Source organism: Actinosynnema sp. NPDC023794 (assembly GCF_040639675.1).
In the GTDB taxonomy this organism is placed as follows: domain Bacteria; phylum Actinomycetota; class Actinomycetes; order Mycobacteriales; family Pseudonocardiaceae; genus Actinosynnema; species Actinosynnema luteola.
Genome location: NZ_JBFAFR010000010.1, coordinates 191,786 through 207,947 on the forward strand (window position 1 = coordinate 191,786; position 16,162 = coordinate 207,947).

The 16,162-nt window shown below is 72.4% G+C and carries 16 protein-coding genes; 11 read left to right on the forward strand and 5 right to left on the reverse strand.

Annotated features, from left to right (window positions below):
* Nucleotides 1-136 precede the first annotated feature (136 nt).
* From AB0H12_RS22280 to AB0H12_RS22315, 8 genes are all read left to right on the forward strand, one after another.
* Nucleotides 137-511: a MerR family transcriptional regulator gene (locus AB0H12_RS22280; RefSeq protein WP_230571561.1), complete on the forward strand. Its 375-nt coding sequence runs from the start codon at nucleotides 137-139 to the stop codon at nucleotides 509-511.
* A 65-nt stretch (nucleotides 512-576) separates the two neighbouring features.
* Nucleotides 577-2,253: a ribonuclease J gene (locus AB0H12_RS22285; protein WP_499624831.1), complete on the forward strand. Its 1,677-nt coding sequence runs from the start codon at nucleotides 577-579 to the stop codon at nucleotides 2,251-2,253.
* A 231-nt stretch (nucleotides 2,254-2,484) separates the two neighbouring features.
* Nucleotides 2,485-2,664 (forward strand): hypothetical protein, encoded by a 180-nt coding sequence (locus AB0H12_RS22290; RefSeq protein ID WP_499624833.1) that lies wholly within the window; start codon nucleotides 2,485-2,487, stop codon nucleotides 2,662-2,664.
* Nucleotides 2,665-2,717: 53 nt separating this feature from the next.
* On the forward strand, nucleotides 2,718-3,407 hold the full coding sequence (locus tag AB0H12_RS22295; protein WP_499624834.1) for an arsenate reductase/protein-tyrosine-phosphatase family protein: 690 nt from the start codon (nucleotides 2,718-2,720) through the stop codon (nucleotides 3,405-3,407).
* A complete protein-coding gene (locus tag AB0H12_RS22300) occupies nucleotides 3,408-4,118 on the forward strand; it encodes an MIP/aquaporin family protein (protein ID WP_499624836.1) in 711 nt (236 codons plus the stop codon).
* Nucleotides 4,115-4,525 (forward strand): arsenate-mycothiol transferase ArsC, encoded by a 411-nt coding sequence (locus AB0H12_RS22305; RefSeq protein ID WP_499624838.1) that lies wholly within the window; start codon nucleotides 4,115-4,117, stop codon nucleotides 4,523-4,525. Before AB0H12_RS22300 ends, AB0H12_RS22305 begins: the two co-directional genes overlap by 4 nt.
* A 161-nt stretch (nucleotides 4,526-4,686) precedes the next feature.
* Nucleotides 4,687-5,409, forward strand: a complete 723-nt coding sequence (locus tag AB0H12_RS22310; protein WP_499624840.1) for a spermidine synthase — start codon at nucleotides 4,687-4,689, stop codon at nucleotides 5,407-5,409.
* 68 nt (nucleotides 5,410-5,477) lie between these two features.
* On the forward strand, nucleotides 5,478-7,067 hold the full coding sequence (locus tag AB0H12_RS22315) for a serine/threonine-protein kinase (RefSeq protein WP_499624842.1): 1,590 nt from the start codon (nucleotides 5,478-5,480) through the stop codon (nucleotides 7,065-7,067).
* Between the two features lie 7 nt (nucleotides 7,068-7,074).
* Here AB0H12_RS22315 and AB0H12_RS22320 read toward each other — a convergent pair whose 3' ends face one another.
* The 4 genes from AB0H12_RS22320 to AB0H12_RS22335 all read right to left on the reverse strand — a co-directional run bounded on the left by AB0H12_RS22320 (nucleotide 7,075) and on the right by AB0H12_RS22335 (nucleotide 10,151).
* Complete coding sequence (locus tag AB0H12_RS22320) at nucleotides 7,075-7,407, reverse strand: ATP-binding protein (RefSeq protein ID WP_499624844.1); 333 nt, start codon at nucleotides 7,405-7,407, stop codon at nucleotides 7,075-7,077.
* Nucleotides 7,408-7,564: 157 nt separating this feature from the next.
* Nucleotides 7,565-7,939: an STAS domain-containing protein gene (locus AB0H12_RS22325; protein ID WP_499624845.1), complete on the reverse strand. Its 375-nt coding sequence runs from the start codon at nucleotides 7,937-7,939 to the stop codon at nucleotides 7,565-7,567.
* Nucleotides 7,940-7,990: 51 nt separating this feature from the next.
* Nucleotides 7,991-8,386 (reverse strand): ATP-binding protein, encoded by a 396-nt coding sequence (locus AB0H12_RS22330; protein WP_499624847.1) that lies wholly within the window; start codon nucleotides 8,384-8,386, stop codon nucleotides 7,991-7,993.
* Between the two features lie 82 nt (nucleotides 8,387-8,468).
* Complete coding sequence (locus tag AB0H12_RS22335) at nucleotides 8,469-10,151, reverse strand: sigma-70 family RNA polymerase sigma factor (protein WP_499624849.1); 1,683 nt, start codon at nucleotides 10,149-10,151, stop codon at nucleotides 8,469-8,471.
* 200 nt (nucleotides 10,152-10,351) lie between these two features.
* On the opposite strand from AB0H12_RS22335, the gene AB0H12_RS22340 reads away from it, so the two are divergent.
* Together AB0H12_RS22340 and AB0H12_RS22345 are read left to right on the forward strand one after the other, a co-directional pair.
* The gene (locus AB0H12_RS22340; RefSeq protein WP_499624851.1) at nucleotides 10,352-11,686 is read left to right on the forward strand and encodes a LacI family DNA-binding transcriptional regulator; all 1,335 of its coding nucleotides are present in this window, start codon (nucleotides 10,352-10,354) and stop codon (nucleotides 11,684-11,686) included.
* A gap of 271 nt (nucleotides 11,687-11,957) precedes the next feature.
* Complete coding sequence (locus tag AB0H12_RS22345; protein WP_499624853.1) at nucleotides 11,958-13,427, forward strand: glycoside hydrolase family 62 protein; 1,470 nt, start codon at nucleotides 11,958-11,960, stop codon at nucleotides 13,425-13,427.
* Between the two features lie 86 nt (nucleotides 13,428-13,513).
* Here the strand turns inward: AB0H12_RS22345 and AB0H12_RS22350 are convergent, their stop codons facing one another.
* The gene (locus AB0H12_RS22350; RefSeq protein ID WP_499624855.1) at nucleotides 13,514-14,671 is read right to left on the reverse strand and encodes a trans-sulfuration enzyme family protein; all 1,158 of its coding nucleotides are present in this window, start codon (nucleotides 14,669-14,671) and stop codon (nucleotides 13,514-13,516) included.
* A 63-nt stretch (nucleotides 14,672-14,734) separates the two neighbouring features.
* Here AB0H12_RS22350 and AB0H12_RS22355 point away from each other — a divergent pair, with 63 nt between their 5' ends.
* Complete coding sequence (locus tag AB0H12_RS22355; RefSeq protein WP_499624857.1) at nucleotides 14,735-16,132, forward strand: aminotransferase-like domain-containing protein; 1,398 nt, start codon at nucleotides 14,735-14,737, stop codon at nucleotides 16,130-16,132.
* Nucleotides 16,133-16,162 lie beyond the last annotated feature (30 nt).

Consider the following 16,162-nt stretch of genomic DNA (forward strand, 5'->3'; position numbering starts at 1 on the left):
GGACTCGACGGGTGTCACCGGCTCGGCGGAAACCCACCGAACCTACCCTCACGTTACGGTAGCCTCCGGCCGCGCCGCACCGGTGCCACAATGGTCGAACGTATGAGGCGTCGGAAGGGATCTTGTGGGCGGGCACATGCAGATCGGCGAGGTGGCCGACCGGACCGGCCTGTCGCTGCGCACGATCCGCTACTACGAGGAAGTCGGCCTGGTCGTGCCCAGCGCCCGCAGCCAGGGCGGGTTCCGCCTCTACACCGAGCCCGACGTCGACCGCCTCCAGGTGGTCAAGCGCATGAAGCCGCTCGGCTTCCAGCTCGAGGAGATGCGCGAACTGCTGACCATCCTCGACGCCCTCTCCGCCCTCGACGACGACGACGACCGCGACAAGCACCTCGACCGCCTCGCGCAGTTCCACACGACGGCCGAACAGCGCTGCGAGGAACTCCGCGCCCAGTTGCGGATCGCCGAGGACTTCGCCGGCAGCCTCCGGGCCCACCTGCCCCACGCCTGAGCACCCCCGAACACGGGGCCCGATGTTCGCGCCCGAACACCCTCACGTAACGTGAGGGTGTGACCATGGCTCGAACCTCCACCCCGCCACCGACCCTCACCCCCGGCGCGCTGCGCGTCGTCGCCCTCGGCGGGCTGGGTGAGATCGGCCGGAACATGACCGTGTTCGAGCACGAGGGCAAGCTGCTCGTCGTCGACTGCGGTGTGCTGTTCCCCGAGGAGCACCAGCCCGGGGTGGACGTGATCCTGCCGGACTGGACCTGGATGCGCGACCGGCTGGACGACGTGGTCGCGGTCGTGCTGACGCACGGGCACGAGGACCACATCGGCGGTGTGCCCTACCTGCTGCGCGAACGGGGGGACATCCCCGTCATCGGCTCGCGCCTGACGTTGAGCCTGCTCGCCGCCAAGCTCGTCGAGCACCGCATCACGCCGGTCACGGTGGAGGTCAAGGAGGGGCAGCGGCTCGCGCGCGGCCCGTTCGACCTGGAGTTCCTCGCGGTCAACCACTCCATCCCCGACAGCCTGGCCGTCGCCATCCGCACCGCCGCCGGCCTCGTGCTGCACACCGGCGACTTCAAGATGGACCAGTTCCCGCTGGACGGCCGGATCACCGACCTGCGCGGCTTCGCCCGCCTCGGCGAGGAGGGCGTCGACCTGTTCCTGGTCGACTCCACCAACGCCGACGTGCCCGGCTTCACCACCTCCGAACGCGACCTGGCCCCCGCGATCGACGAGGTGTTCCGCACCACGCCGCGCCGGGTCATCGTGTCCAGCTTCGCCAGCCACGTGCACCGCATCCAGCAGGTCCTCGACGCGGCCCACGCCCACGGCCGCAAGGTCGCGTTCGTGGGGCGTTCCATGGTCCGCAACATGGGCGTGGCCACCGAGCTGGGCTACCTCAAGGTGCCCGACGGCCTGGTCGTGGACATCAAGCGCATGGACCGGATGCCGCCCCACCTGGTGACCCTGGTCTGCACCGGCTCCCAGGGCGAGCCGATGGCGGCGCTGTCGCGCATGGCGGGCGGCGACCACTCGATCCAGGTCGAGGAGGGCGACACCGTCCTGCTGGCCAGCTCGCTGATCCCCGGCAACGAGAACGCCATCTACCGGGTCATCAACGGCCTGACCGACCGCGGCGCGAACGTCGTGCACAAGGGCAACGCGAAGGTCCACGTCTCCGGCCACGCCAGCGCGGGCGAGCTCGTCTACTGCTACAACATCGTGCAGCCGTCCAATGTGCTGCCGGTGCACGGCGAGGCACGACACCTGCGCGCCAACGCCGAGCTCGCCGTGCGCACCGGTGTGGACCGCGACCGCGTGCCGATCGCGGCCAACGGCCACGTCGTCGACCTCCAGGACGGCCGGGCCCGCATCACCGGCAAGGTCGAGATCCACAACATCTACGTCGACGGGCAGACCGTCGGCGGCGTCACCGAGGCCTCGCTGGCCCAGCGCCGGACCCTCGGCGAGGAAGGCGTCATCACCGTCGTCGCCATCGTCGACATCGACTCCCGCCGGCTGGCCGAACCGCCGGACTTCATCGCCCACGGCTTCGAGCACGACGCCTCCACCTTCGCCCCCGCGATCCCCGCCATCGAGAAGGCGCTGGTCGGCGCGAACGAACGCGGTGTCACCGACTTCGAGGAACTCGAACGGCTGATCGCACGCGAGGTGCAGAACTGGGCGTACCGGACCCACCGCCGTCGTCCCGTGGTGATCCCCGTGGTCGTCGAGGCCTGAGGCGTCAGCCGCCTGTCGCCGCCGCCCCCACGCGGCGGCGTGCGGGGGCCGAGGTTCTCCAGGGTCGGGCCCGGCGACCAGCCGGGCCCGGGTGCGCGGAGAGCTTGCTCACGATCAGCCCACTCGCTCGAACTCTACCGTGACGTCACAGTAGAGTCCCGCGAGGTCGCGCCGGAGAAGCCGCAGCCCGTCACGAACCCGATCCCGGCATCATCGCCGACCCCGGGCGTCGTGGCCGGAGCCCTGCTCGCAGCGGGGTTCTTCGCCCGCCGCGTCGCCCAGTCCGCCGTGGCCACCCTCGACAGCGTCACCGCGAAGGTCGCCGCACGGGGCGTCGACGCCGGGATCGTCGACCTCAACGGCGAGCAGCCGCACAGCAAGCTCACCGGACAGGTCTCCGGCTCCCGCTGACCGAGCGGCCGTCCGGTTGACTCGCGGCCGACTGCTCAAGCATCATTGAGTCAATGAGCACTGACTGGCCTTCGGACGTGGTGGCGCGTGCACGCGTGCACGCGGCGTTGGGTGAGCCCGCGCGGCTCGCCGTTGTGGACCTGCTCGTGCTCGGGGACGCCTCGCCCGGCGAGGTCGGCCGCAAGCTCGGGCTGCCCAGCAACCTGCTCGCCCACCACGTGAAGCTGCTGGAGCAGGCCGGTGTCGTGGAGCGGTCGCGGTCGGAGGGCGACCACCGGCGCACCTACCTGCGGCTACGTGCGTCCGCACTCGCTGACCTCGTGCCCAGCGGTCTGCGGCAGGCGCCGCGGGTGGTGTTCGTGTGCAGCCACAACTCCGCCCGCTCCCAGCTGGCCGCCGCCCTGTGGAAGAAGCGCAGCCCGGTGCCCACCACCAGTGCGGGCACCCGTCCCGCCGAGCGCGTGCACCCGCTGGCCGTCGCCACCGCCCGCACCCACGGACTCTCCTTGACCCGGGCCCGCCCGCACCACCTGGACGACGTGCTGCGTCCGGACGACCTCGTGGTCGCCGTGTGCGACAACGCCCACGAAGAGCTCACCGCGCACGACGACCGGCTGCACTGGTCCGTGCCCGACCCGGCCGCCGTCGGCACACCGGCCGCGTTCGACACGGCTTACCGCGACCTCGCCGACCGGATCGACCGCCTCGTGCCCGCCGTCCGCCCCGCCACCGAGGACTCCTGAATGCCCCGCCCGCTCCCCCACCGACTGCTCGCCGAGTACCTCGGCAGCCTGCTGCTCGCCGCCCTGGTGATCGGCTCCGGCATCGCCGCCCAGCGCCTCTCCCCCGGCGACACCGGCCTGCAGCTGCTGGAGAACGCCGCCGCCACGGCCGTCGGCCTCTACGCCATCATCCTCATCTTCGGCCCCGTCAGCGGCGGCCACTTCAACCCCGCCGTGACCATCGCCGACGCTGTGTTCGGCAACCTGGCCTGGCGTGACGTCCCCGCCTACGCCCTCGCCCAGGTCCTCGGCTGCGTCACCGGCGCGGTGCTGGCCAACACCATGTTCGAGGCATCGCCCGTCAGCATCAGCACCACCGAACGCGCCTCGGTCGCACACGGCGTGTCGGAGGTCGTGGCGACCGCAGGCCTGCTGCTGGTCATCTTCGCGCTCGTCCGGTCCGGTCGGGCCGCCCTCGCGCCGTCCGCCGTGGGCGCCTACATCGGCGCGGCGTACTTCTTCACCAGCTCCACCAGCTTCGCCAACCCCGCCATCACGGTCGGCCGCGTGTTCAGCGACACCTTCGCCGGCATCGCACCGAGTTCGGTCCCGGTCTACGTGGCGGCCCAACTCGTCGGCGTCGCCGTGGCGGTTCCGTTGCTGCGGCTGCTCTACCCCACCCGGACCACCGCCGAGAACGCCGCACCCGTCACCGAAGGGCAAGTCCGTTGAACCCCAAGCCCGAAGTCCTGTTCGTCTGCGTCCACAACGCGGGCCGCTCCCAGATGGCCGCCGCGCTCCTGCAGCACTACGCGATGGGCCGCGTCACCGTCCGCTCCGCCGGCTCCGCACCCGCCGACGAAGTCAACCCCGCCGCCGCCGAGGCACTCGCCGAACTCGGCCTCGACATCACCGCCGAGATCCCGTCCAAGCTCACCACCGAAGACGTCGAAGCCTCCGACGTCGTCATCACCATGGGCTGCGGCGACACCTGCCCCGTCTTCCCCGGCAAGCGCTACCTCGACTGGGAACTCCAAGACCCCGCCGGCCAAGGCATCGACGCCGTCCGCCCCATCCGCGACGACATCGACCGCCGCGTTCGCGGGCTGCTCGCCGAACTGCTCGACGCGCCGGCCTGAGCCACCGGGGCCTGGGCGCAGCCGCCCTGTCCCGGGCCCCGCCCTCACCCGGGTCGGAGACGTGCTGCGACGATGGACGTCGCCGTGCGCCCACCGCACGCCCGCGGTCCACTGTGGTCCCGGACCACCACCGTCGAGGACCGACCCGGAGGTAACACCTGATGAGCGCGCGTTTCCAGGAACTCGACTGGCGTCGGACCCCGCTGGGCGAACTCGTCCTGCGTCGCCGTTGGGATCCCGTGTTCGACCGCGAGGTCCACGAGATCAAGCTCAACGACGAGTTCCTGATGTCGAGCCTGTTCACCGTGTCGGAGGTGGAGCTGGCGCGCCTGGCGCTCGCCGACCTGCCCGCGCCGCTGGACGTCGTGGTGGGTGGTCTCGGCCTCGGCTACACCGCGCGGACCGTGTTGGAGAACCCGGCCGTGCGGTCGGTGATCGTCATCGACGCGCTCGGCGAGGTCATCGAGTGGCACCAGCGCGGCCTGCTGCCCGGTGGGCAGGAGCTGGCCTCCGACCCGCGCTGTCGACTGGTGCACGGCGACTTCTTCGCGCTCTCGCGCTCCGACGGCGGCCTCGACCCCGCCGACCCCGACCGCCTGTTCCACGCGATCATCGTCGACATCGACCACTCCCCCAGGCACCTGCTTCACCCGGACAACGCCGACTTCTACGAGCCCGACGGCCTGCGCCGCCTCGCCGCCCGGCTGCACCCCGGCGGGGTGTTCGCCTTGTGGTCCAACGACCCGCCGGACGACGACTACACCGCGGCGCTCGCCGACCGGTTCGCCGAGGTCGGTGCGGAGGTCGTCCGCTTCCAAAACCCGTTGCAACAACGTGAGGCGACCGCCACCGTCTACCTCGCGAGGACCGCGGGCGGCCACTGACCTCCACGGCCGGGGCACCGGACGTAAGGTTGTCCGGTTGAGGCCGGGAAGGGCGGGGTTCGCTGGTGATGGACGTGGGGCGCTTGGTGGCCGGGCGGTACCGGCTGCGCCGGCGTGTGGGCGCGGGTGCGATGGGCGTCGTGTGGGAGGCGCTGGACGAGCGCCTGGACCGCGTGGTGGCGCTCAAGCAGCTCGTGGTGCCCGAGGGGTCCGACCCGGTCGCGGCGGTGGGCCGCGCGGCGCGGGAAGGGCGGATCGCCGCCCGGTTGCAGCACCCGAACGCCGTGACGGTGCACGACGTCGTGGAGGACGACGGCAAGCCGGTGCTCGTCATGGAGTACCTGCGGGCGCGGACCCTGGCCGAGCTGATCGCGCACGGCCCGTTGCCCGCCGAGCGGGTGACGCTCATCGGTGCGCAGATCGCCGGCGCGCTGGCGGCGGCGCACGCGGCGGGCATCGTGCACCGGGACGTCAAGCCGGGCAACGTCCTGCTGACCGACGACGGCACCGCGAAGATCACCGACTTCGGCATCGCCCGCGCGGTCGGGGACGTCACCGTCACCAGGACCGGGCTGCTCGCCGGCACGCCCGCGTTCCTCTCGCCGGAGGTCGCGCGCGGCGGCGAGCCGGGGCCGGCCTCCGACGTGTTCGCCCTCGGCGGCACGTTGTACGCGGCGGTGGAGGGACGTCCGCCGTTCGGGGACGGTGACAACGCGATCGTCTTGCTGCACGCCGTCGCCGCGGGCCGCTTCGCGCCGCCGACGCAGGCCGGACCGCTGACCGACGTGCTGATGGACCTGCTGCGCACCGATCCGGCCACCAGGCCGACGATGGCGCAGGCCGCCGAACGGCTGCGCGCGCCGACCGTGACGGGGCCGCCGGCGACGCGACTGGACCTGAACCCGGCGGACCTGCCACCGACCGGCCCTCACCCGGAAGGCTCGTGGTCGACTGGGCCGCATCGAGCGGACCCGACACCGCAGCCCGGCAACCGGGACCCCGCTGCCCACGCCGGTCCGACCCCGTGGCCGACCGGCCCGCACGAGGCAGGTTCGGCGGGTCCGCACCCGACCTCTTCGGCGCCGCACCCGACCGCCCTCGCGCCCCGGCCCGCGCGTGGTGGGCGCGCGGGGCTCATCGCGGTGGCAGCGGCGGCCGTCGTCGGACTCGTCGTGCTGGTCGTGGTGCTGGCGAACGGAAAGCGGCCCGCCGACAACGCGGCCGGTGCGGTCACGCCCACGTCGTCGTCCAGCAGCACGCCCGCTCCCGCCCAACTGGCACAGGCAGTCGCGGAGTACTACGCGTTGTTGCCGCAGAACACCGCCCAGGCCTGGGAACGGCTCGGGCCCGCCCTGCGCGCGCAGGGCCGCCAGCAGTACGAGAAGTCATGGCGCGACGTCAAGGACCTCACCGTCAGCGCACCGCCCACCGCCGCCGGACCCGACACCGTCACCGTCGGCATCGACTTCACGGGCCCGGACGGCAAGAGGTTCCGCGAGTCGCACCGCCTGCGGCTCGTCGTCCAGGACGGGACGCCGCTGATCGACTCGGTCGAAGTCCTGTCCTCCCAGCGCATCGGCAAACCGGGCGACGACGAGGACGAGGACAAGAAGGAGAACGACAAGAAGCGCGGCGGCGGCAGGAGCGGTGAGGGCTGAGGGCCGGTTACGCGGCGACCTCGCCCCACACCGCCTTGTGATCGGCCTGCGGATCCACGCCCCACCGCGAAGCCACCCGGTTGACCAGCAGGAGCCCCCGGTGGTGCGGTTCCACGCCGCCCGGTTTGCCCAGCACGGGCAGCAGTTCGGGGCTGCCGTCGTGCACCTCCACGCGCACCACGTGCGCGTCGGGCCTGCGGCTCAGCCGCAACCGGCGCGGCGCCTCGGCGTGCTCGAACGCGTTGGTCAGCAACGCGTCGGCGATCAACAGCAGGTCGAGCAGCGCGGACCGGTCCAGTTCCGGGACGTTCTCGGTTATCCACCTCCGCGCACGGCGCACCGGTGGAACGTGATCCTCCAGATCGAAGTCGACGTGGTCAGCGGACCGTTCGACGACGTCCACAACACGAGCCTTCCAGCAATCGACACTCCCCATTGGCCGAGGGACGTAGGTGGCGGGTTCCCCGCACCCGCTCCCGCAAACAGTGACACCGACCTCATCGCGGGTCCGTCGCGGCGGATGCCGGCGCGGGAATCAGGTGGTCGACCAGCCCGGCGGTCGCGTCGATCAGCTTGACCACCCGCGTGACCGCCGGTGACGCCACCAGCGTCAGGTCCACGCCGTGGTCGCGGCACAGGTCCGCCGCGTGCAGCAGCACGGCCAGGCCCGCGACACCCAGGAACGTCACACCGCCCAGGTCGAGCCTGATCCCGTCCGGTCCCAGCCCTCCGCGCACGAGGTGGTCCTGGATCCGGTCCGCCGCCACGATGTCCACCTCGCCGGACACCGTGATCACCGTGGTGCCCCCACCTGTCCGGAAATCGCAGGAGAAGGCCTCACGTGAACCACGCCTACCCGAGTCGGGCGCCACCGATCGCCTCCCGTGTCGCGCTCCGTCTTCGACCCCGCGTACGGGAACGATTCAGGCCAGTCGGACGTCGGCCCACACCGTCTTGTGGTCGCCGCGTGGCTGATGACCCCAGTTGACCGACAGCCGGTTGACCATGACCAGGCCGCGACCGTGCGCCGGGGTGTCCACCCGCCCCAGGACCGGGAACCGGCTCGGGCTGCCGTCCTCGACCTCGACCCGCACCAGACCGGGTCCGGGCCCTCGGCGCAGGCGCAGCCGTCGTGGCCCGGCGGCATGGCGGTAGGCGTTGCCGACCAGCTGCGCGGCGACCACCTGGATGTCCACGAGTCGGCCACCGCCGATGCCCGGGAACGTGCGGACGACCAGGTCGAACAGCTCGTCGGGCGCGGGAGGGGTGTCCGGGAGGCCGAGTTCGACGCCGTCCCGGGGGAGTTCGACAGTGCTCATGGTCCACCCTCCGATGCCCTGTTTTTTCAAGGCATGAACAACGCGTGTGGTACCCGCTGGTCCGACGGGCCAAACGCGCCGATCACCTCGGCGTGACCAGGACGGACACCTCTACCGGCGCGGACAGCCCTGGACCCGCCGTGACCGTGCCGCTGATCGGGCCGCCGACGGCCTTCGGGCCGGCGAGCAACCGCAGGACGAACGTCACCGAGGCGCCGGCGGCCAGCTCGCCCTCGGCCGTGCAGGTGACGGCGCCCTTGCCCGCCGGGCACCCGACCGTCCTCCGCGCCGCGCCGTCCAACCCCACGAGCCGCCGGCCCACCAGGTTGTTGCCCGGACCGACCACTTGGACGCCCTCGGGCAGCGACAGCACCAGGGTGGGGGGCGCCAGGGGCGTCGGACCGGCGTTGCGGATGGTGACGGGCAGCTCGACGGGTGGTCCGCCGGTGGGCAGGGTGAAACCGTCCGGCACGACCGTGACCAGCGGTTGCGCCCCGGGTTCGGCGGCGTTCGTGGTCGTGGTGGTGGTGACACCGGCCGTGACCGACGTGGACGGCGGGTCGGACGGTCCGGTCGTGGTCGCCGGCGGGCCGGATGACGCCGTGACGGGCGCGGACGTCCCCGAGACGACCGAGGACACCTCCCGGTCCGCAGTCGGCGCGGGCTGTTGCTCCTGCACCTCGGGCACCGCCACCGGCTGCCCGGCACTCAGCCCCAGCGCCACGGCCGCGACCATCGCGGTGGCCGAGGCCGTCATGCCGAGCCACTGCGCGGTCGTGACCGAGTTGGCCGCCGCCCCCGCCCCCGCTCCCGCCGCTCCCGCCGCCGCGCTCGCCTTCGCCGCGCCGGCGGTCGTGGCCAGGTAGCCCGCGACACCGGAGCCGAGCACCAGCGGCGCGACGACGGCGCGCAACGTGCCGTTGACGTCGGCCAGTTCGGCGGCCATCGCGGGACAGGTCGGGCACTCGTCCAGGTGCGCCTCCACCTGGGCAGCTTCCCGTTTGGTGAGGCCCCCTCTGGTCCACGCGGCCAGCTTCGCGACGGTGGCGCGGCAGCGGTTCGTGGGGCTGTGCTCGAGGTGCGCTTGCAGGTAAGCGGTCTTGAGCCCTTCGCGGGCCCGGTAGGCCAACGCCGACGCGCCGTTCGCGGTCAACCCCAGCAACTTCGCCAACTCGGAGGCCGACTGACCTTCGATCTCGGTCTGCCACAACACCGTCTGCCACCGTTCGGGCAGGCTGGCGAACGCCCTCGTGGCCAGCGCCCGTTCCAGCGTCGCCACGGCCGGGTCGTGGAACGGCACCGTGGTGACCTTCTCCACGCCCGAGACGGCTTCGACGTCGTCGGCCAGCTTGAGCTTCTTGTCCCGCCGCGTCTTGTCGTAAGCGGTGTGGCGCAACGCGGTCAGCAGGTAGGCGCGGAACGCCGAGTCCGGTCCCCCGCCCGCGCGCAACGTGTCGAGCACCTTGGCGAACGCGTCCGACACCAGGTCGTCGGCCTCCGCGCTCGACCGGGCCAGGTGCCGGGCCAGGTTGCGGGCCGCGGGCACGTGCCGTTGGAACAGCTCCCCGTACGCCTGGATCTCCCCGCCGCGCACGGCGTCGATCAGCTCGGCGTCCGACGGCGGCCGGGACGATCGCGGCACGCCCGACGAGCCGGACGTCGAGCTCGCGTCGGCGTTGAGCGCGTGGTCCAGGTCGTCGCGCAGCGCGGCGAGGTCCGCGCGCGCCCACCGCTCCAGCTCGCGCTCGTCGGGATGCCCGATCACCGGACGTCTACCTCCCAGCACGGTAGGTGAGCGATTCAGCCCGGACCTTATCCAACCCACCACAGGATTCGTCCCACCGCCTCCGACGCGGGATGCCCGTGTTCACGCCGGCGCGGTCAACACCACGTGCGCGCAGTTGACCGGGAAGAGCGGAGGTTTCCCGGATCGACGGTCGGCGCACGTCACCGTGCTGCTGGGACGTGCCGCGCAAGCTCGTCCGCTCCGTCAAGCCCGGTGGCGTGCCGCGGCTGGACGAGTTGGACCCCGACCACGGGCCGGTGCTCCTGGCCGCCAACCCCCGGCACGCCACGGCCTACAAGGAGTTCCTGGCGGCCGAGGAGCGGCCTGCGTCTTCTGCGCCGTCCAGGACCGGCGCCCCGGGTGACCGGCGCACCGTCGGCGACCCGCACGGCACTTCGGCACTCCGAACAGTCGGCGCGCGCGGTCGTCCGGCGATCATGAACGGCCGGTGGTCGCGGTCTACGTACACTTCGCCCGTGGCGGGAGGCATCGCGGACGGCCGGCGGCGTGGACGACGACGTGGCGAGCTGACGGTCGAGACGATCGCCCGGCTCGCCGGGGTGTCCAAGCCGACCGTGTCGAAGGTGCTGAACGGCCGGGCCGGCGTGGCTTCGGAGACGCGGCAACGGGTCGAGGCCCTGCTGCGCGAGCACGGCTACCGGCGCCCGGACGCCATCGCGCCCTCGGCCATCCTCGAGGTCGTGTTCTACGGGCTCGAACGCCACATGGCGGTCGAGATCATGCGCGGGGTCGAACCGGTGGCACGGGAGCACGACCTGGCCGTCGCGTTCACCGAGGTGGCCGAGCCGACGTCGCCCGGCCGGTCCTGGGCCGAGAAGTTGCTGGCCAGGCACCCGATCGGGGTGATCGCGGTGTACTCGGCGTTCACGTCGGAGCAGCACGCCCTGCTGGCCGCGAGCGCGATCCCGCTGGTGGCGCTCGACCCGTCCGGCGAACCGCTGCACGCCACCCCGTCGGTCGGCGCGACGAACTGGAGCGGCGGCATCGCCGCCGCGCGGCACCTGCTCGACCTCGGCCACCGGCGGGTCGGCGTGGTCGGCGGACCGACCGACTCCCTGGGCGCCCGCGCCCGCCTGGAGGGCTGCCGGGCCGCGATGGACGCCGCGGGCACGCGGCTCGACGACCGGCTCGTGCGCACCGGCGAGTTCACCTTCGAACAAGGCCTCGCACTGGGCCGTGAGCTGCTGGGACTGCCCGACCGGCCGACCGCCGTGCTGTGCGGCAACGACCTGCAGGCGCTCGGCGTCTACGCCGCGGCGTGGCAGCTCGGGCTGCGCGTGCCGCACGACCTCAGCGTGGTCGGCTTCGACGACATCGACAACACCCGCTGGTGCTGCCCGCCGATGACGACCGTCCGGCAGCCGCTTGCGGAGATGGGCGCGACGGCCGCCCGGATGCTGCTCACCCTCGCCACGGGCGGAACCGTCGTCCAGCCCCGGGTCGAGCTGGCCACCACGCTCGTCGTGCGCGAGAGCACCGCGCCGCCCGCCTGACCCCACAGGGCGTCACCGCGGTCGCCTGCGTCCCTCCGGGTCTTGTCTTCCGAACTGTTTCGCTCAATACTCCTAAATGTTTCGGGCCGGAACACCACGCGGGCGCGGAGGAATCCTCCGGTGCCCGATTGAACCGAACCTCGTTCCGGAGGAACCGACCCCCGCCTGAGCCCGTGGCCCCGCGTTCCGGGGGCCGACGGTTCGGCGCGCCCCGGATTGTTAGCGCTAACACAGCTCGTGCAGCCACTCACCCACCGGAGAGGAGTCCGGGATGCGGCATCCCGCACGACTTCGCACCCACCTGTCCGCCATCGCCATCGCCGGGTTGACCCTGGCCGGGACGACCGTCGCGCTGTCCGCGCAAGCCGCCGAGGCGGCGGGCTGCTCGGTCGAGTACTCGGTGACCTCGCAGTGGTCCGGCGGGTTCGGCGCGAACGTCTCCGTCACCAACCTCGGCGACCCCGTCACCGGCTGGACGCTCACCTGGTCCTACCCGGCAGGCCAGACCGTCACGCAGGCGTGGAACGCCACCGTGTCGCAGAGCGGCGCCCAGGTCAGCGCCAGGAACGTGAGCTACAACGGCGGCATCGCCACGGGCGCGAGCGTCGCGTTCGGGTTCAACGGCTCGTGGACCGGCAGCAACCCGGCGCCGACCGCGTTCTCCCTGAACGGCACGGCCTGCACCGGGAACGTCGACCCCACGACGACCACGCCCACCAGCACGAGCACGACCACCAGCACCACCACCGGCCCGACGACCACCACGACCGCGCCGACGGGCAGCCTGCCGTCGAGCTTCCGCTGGTCCTCCACCGGCGCGATCATCAGCCCGAAGCCGGACTCGACCCACGCCAACGTGGCGGTCAAGGACCCGAGCGTGGTCTACCACAACGGCAAGTGGCACGTGTTCGCCTCGACCTACACCACCGGCTACAACCTGATGCACACCAGCTTCAGCGACTGGTCGCAGGCGTCCTCGGCGCCGCACACCTACCTGGACCGGACCGCGATCGGCACCGGGTACAAGGCGGCGCCGCACGTGTTCTTCTTCGCGCCGCAGAAGCTGTGGTACCTCGTCTACCAGACCGGTGACAACGCGTCCTACTCCACCACGGCGGACATCGCCAACCCGCAGTCGTGGAGCGCGCCCAAGAAGTTCTACGCCAACGGGATGCCGCAGATCATCCGCGACAACATCGGCAGCGGCTACTGGGTCGACTTCTGGGTCATCTGCGACAACGCCAAGTGCTACCTGTTCTCGTCCGACGACAACGGCCACCTGTACCGGTCGGAGACCACGGTCGCGAACTACCCCAACGGTTTCACCAACACCGTGATCGCCATGCAGGACGCGAACAAGAACCGGCTGTTCGAGGCGGCCAACGTCTACAAGATCGCGGGCAAGAACCAGTACCTGTTGGTGCACGAGGCCATCGGCACGGACGGCAGGCGCTACTTCCGCTCCTGGACCGCGCCGGCCATCACCGGGCCGTGGACGTCGCTGGCCGACACCGAGGCCAACCCGTTCGCCCGCGCCAACAACGTCACCTTCCCGAACGGCGCCTGGACCCGGGACATCAGCCACGGCGAGATGCTCCGCTCGGGCACCGACCAGATGATGGAGATCAGCCCCTGCAACCTGCGCTTCCTGTACCAGGGCATGGATCCCAACGCCGGCGGTGACTACAACCGGCTGCCCTGGCGGCTCGGTCTGCTGACCCAGACCAACTCCACCTGCTGATCGCGCCCGTCACGGGTGATCGCGCCGGCCGGCCTCGGCGCGCCGAGGCCGCACGAGCAGTTCCGGCGGCGGACAGGGCCGCCCCGTCAGCGGTCCAGGGCTTGGGCGAGGTCCTGCCACAGGTCGTCGGCGTCCTCGATGCCCACCGACAGCCGGATCGTGCCGCCGGTGATGCCGCTCGCGTTCAGCTGCTCCTCGTCCAGCTGCCGGTGCGACGTGCTGGCGGGGTGCAGGACCAGTGTTTCCGTGCCGCCGAGCGACGGCGCGAGCCGGACCAGCTCGACGCCGGTGACGAACGTCCGGCCCGCCTCCACGTCGGCCAGGTCGAACGAGAACGAGCTGCCGAAGCCGTCGAGGAAGCGGGTCGCGACGGCGTGGCTGGGGTGGGTGTCGAGGCCGGGCCAGTGCACCACGCGCACCGCCGGGTGCTCGGCCAGGCGGCGGGCCAGGACGGCGGCGTTCTCCTCGTGCTTGCGGACGCGCAGCGCCAGGGTCCGCAGGCCGCGGATCGTGAGCCAGGCCGCGAACGGGTCCGGGGTGACGCCCAGCTCGACCGAGTGCCGCCAGGTCGAGCGGTACCGGGCGTCGTCGGCGAACACCGCCACGCCGCCGGTCACGTCGCTGTGCCCGCCGAGGTACTTGGTGGTCGAGTGGACGACCACGTCCGCGCCGTGCTCGACCGGGCGGCACAGCAGCGGTGACGCGAACGTGTTGTCCACGACCACCAGGACGTCGTCCGGCACGGCGGCGGCGAGCGCGGGCAGATCGCTGACGTGACCGGTGGGGTTGGCGATGGTCTCCAGGTAGAGGACCTTCGTCTCGGGCCGCAGCGCCGCGCGCACCTCGTCCGGGTCGTGGCCGCCGACGTACGTGACCGCGACGCCCCAGCGTTCCTCCAGGTCGCGCAGCAGGGCGAGCGTGCCGCCGTAGAGCGCGCTCTGGGCGATCATGTGGTCGCCCGACTTGAGGTTCGCGAGCAGCACCGCGTTGATCGCGCCCATCCCCGACGCGGTGGCCAACGCCGCCGTGCCGCCTTCCAGCGACGCCACGGCGTTCTCCAGCGCCCGGACGGTCGGGTTGCCGAACCTCGTGTAGACGAACGCGCCGTCGGGCCGGTTCATCCCGTCGGCGAGGGCTTCGAGGTCGTCGAACGCGAAGCTGGAGGTCTGGTAGAGCGGCACGGACAGGGGCGTGCTGGTCAAGGCGGGGACCGAGGTGCGGGCAACGCGGGTGTCGGCTTGCATGAGACGAGCATGGTTCAGGAAGAGGTTTGCCTTTAGAGCCAATTCACCTAGATTGGTATCACCATGAAGCCAATTTCCGTCGACGACCTCGCGGGCAGGCTCGGGCGCTGGTCCGCCGGCCGGGGCTCGCTGTACCTGCTGCTGGCGGCGCGCCTGCGCGAGCTGGTCGACGAGGGCCTGCTCCCTCCGGGGACCGTGCTGCCGCCGGACCGGTCGTTGGCCTCGGGTCTCGCGGTCGGGCGGACGACCGTGATCGCGGCGTACGACCTGCTCCGGGAGGAGGGCCGGTTGACCCGGCGGCGCGGCAGCGGCACGTGGGTGTCGTCGGGTGGCCGTGCGGCGGCCCGCGAGGAGACCGCGAACCCGATGTTCGTGAACCTGCTGGAGCCGCCCGACGGCGTGCTCCAGTTCGCCTGCGCCGGGCCGATGACGCCGCCCCGCCGGCTGGTCGAGGCCCAACGGCGGGCGGTGGACCGGTTGACGGGCGAGGACCTGGGCTACCACCCGTCCGGGCTCCCGGCGTTGCGCGCGGCGCTCGCCGACCGGTACCGGGATCTCGGCGTGCCGACGAGCCCGGGCCAGATCCTGGTGACGACGGGGGCTCAGCAGGCGTTGGCGCTGCTGACGCGCGCGCTCGTGCGGCCGGGTGACGGGGTGCTGGTGGAGGCGCCGACGTACCCCGGCGCGCTGGACCTGTTCCGGGAGGTCGGCGCGGTGGTCCGCGCGGACGACGACCTCGCGGGCGCGCTGGCGCGGTTCACGCCGGCGCTGGTGTACGCGATGCCCGCGTTCCGCAACCCCACCGGCTCGTCCATGAGCCCGTTGGCACGCGCGCGCCTGACGCGGTCGGCCGGGGACGTGCCGCTGGTGTTCGACGAGGTGCTGGCCGACCTGGACCTGAGCGGCGCGCCGGCGCCGCCGCCCGCTCCCGGCGCGATCACGGTGGGGTCGCTGAGCAAGGTGGTGTGGGGCGGGCTGCGGGTCGGCTGGGTGCGGGCCGACGCGGCGCTCGTCGCCCGGCTGGCCCGGTTCAAGGCGGTGCACGACCTGGGCAGCGCGGTGCTGGACCAGTGGGCGGCGGTGGAGTTGCTGGCGGACTTCGCGGCCGTGCGGTCGGAACGCGTCACGGCGTTGCGGCGGCAGCACGACCACCTGTGCGCGCGGTTGCGCGAGGAGTTGCCGGGCTGGGAGTTCACGCCCGCCGAGGGCGGCCAGACGCTGTGGGTGCGGCTGCCCGAGGCGGACGCCGCCTCCTACGCCCAAGTGGCGTTGCGGCACGGGGTGGCCGTGCTGCCCGGGGGATCGCTCGACCCGACGGGTGGCAGCGCCGACCGGCTGCGGCTGCCGTTCGCCGCCGAACGACCGGTGATCAGCGCCGCCGTCGCCGCGTTGGCCGCCGCGTGGCGCGCCTTCGACGCCGAGCCGACCCGCCGACCGCTCGTGCCGTCGATGTCGGTCTAGGGACAGGCGGCTGCACCTCGCCGGGGAGCG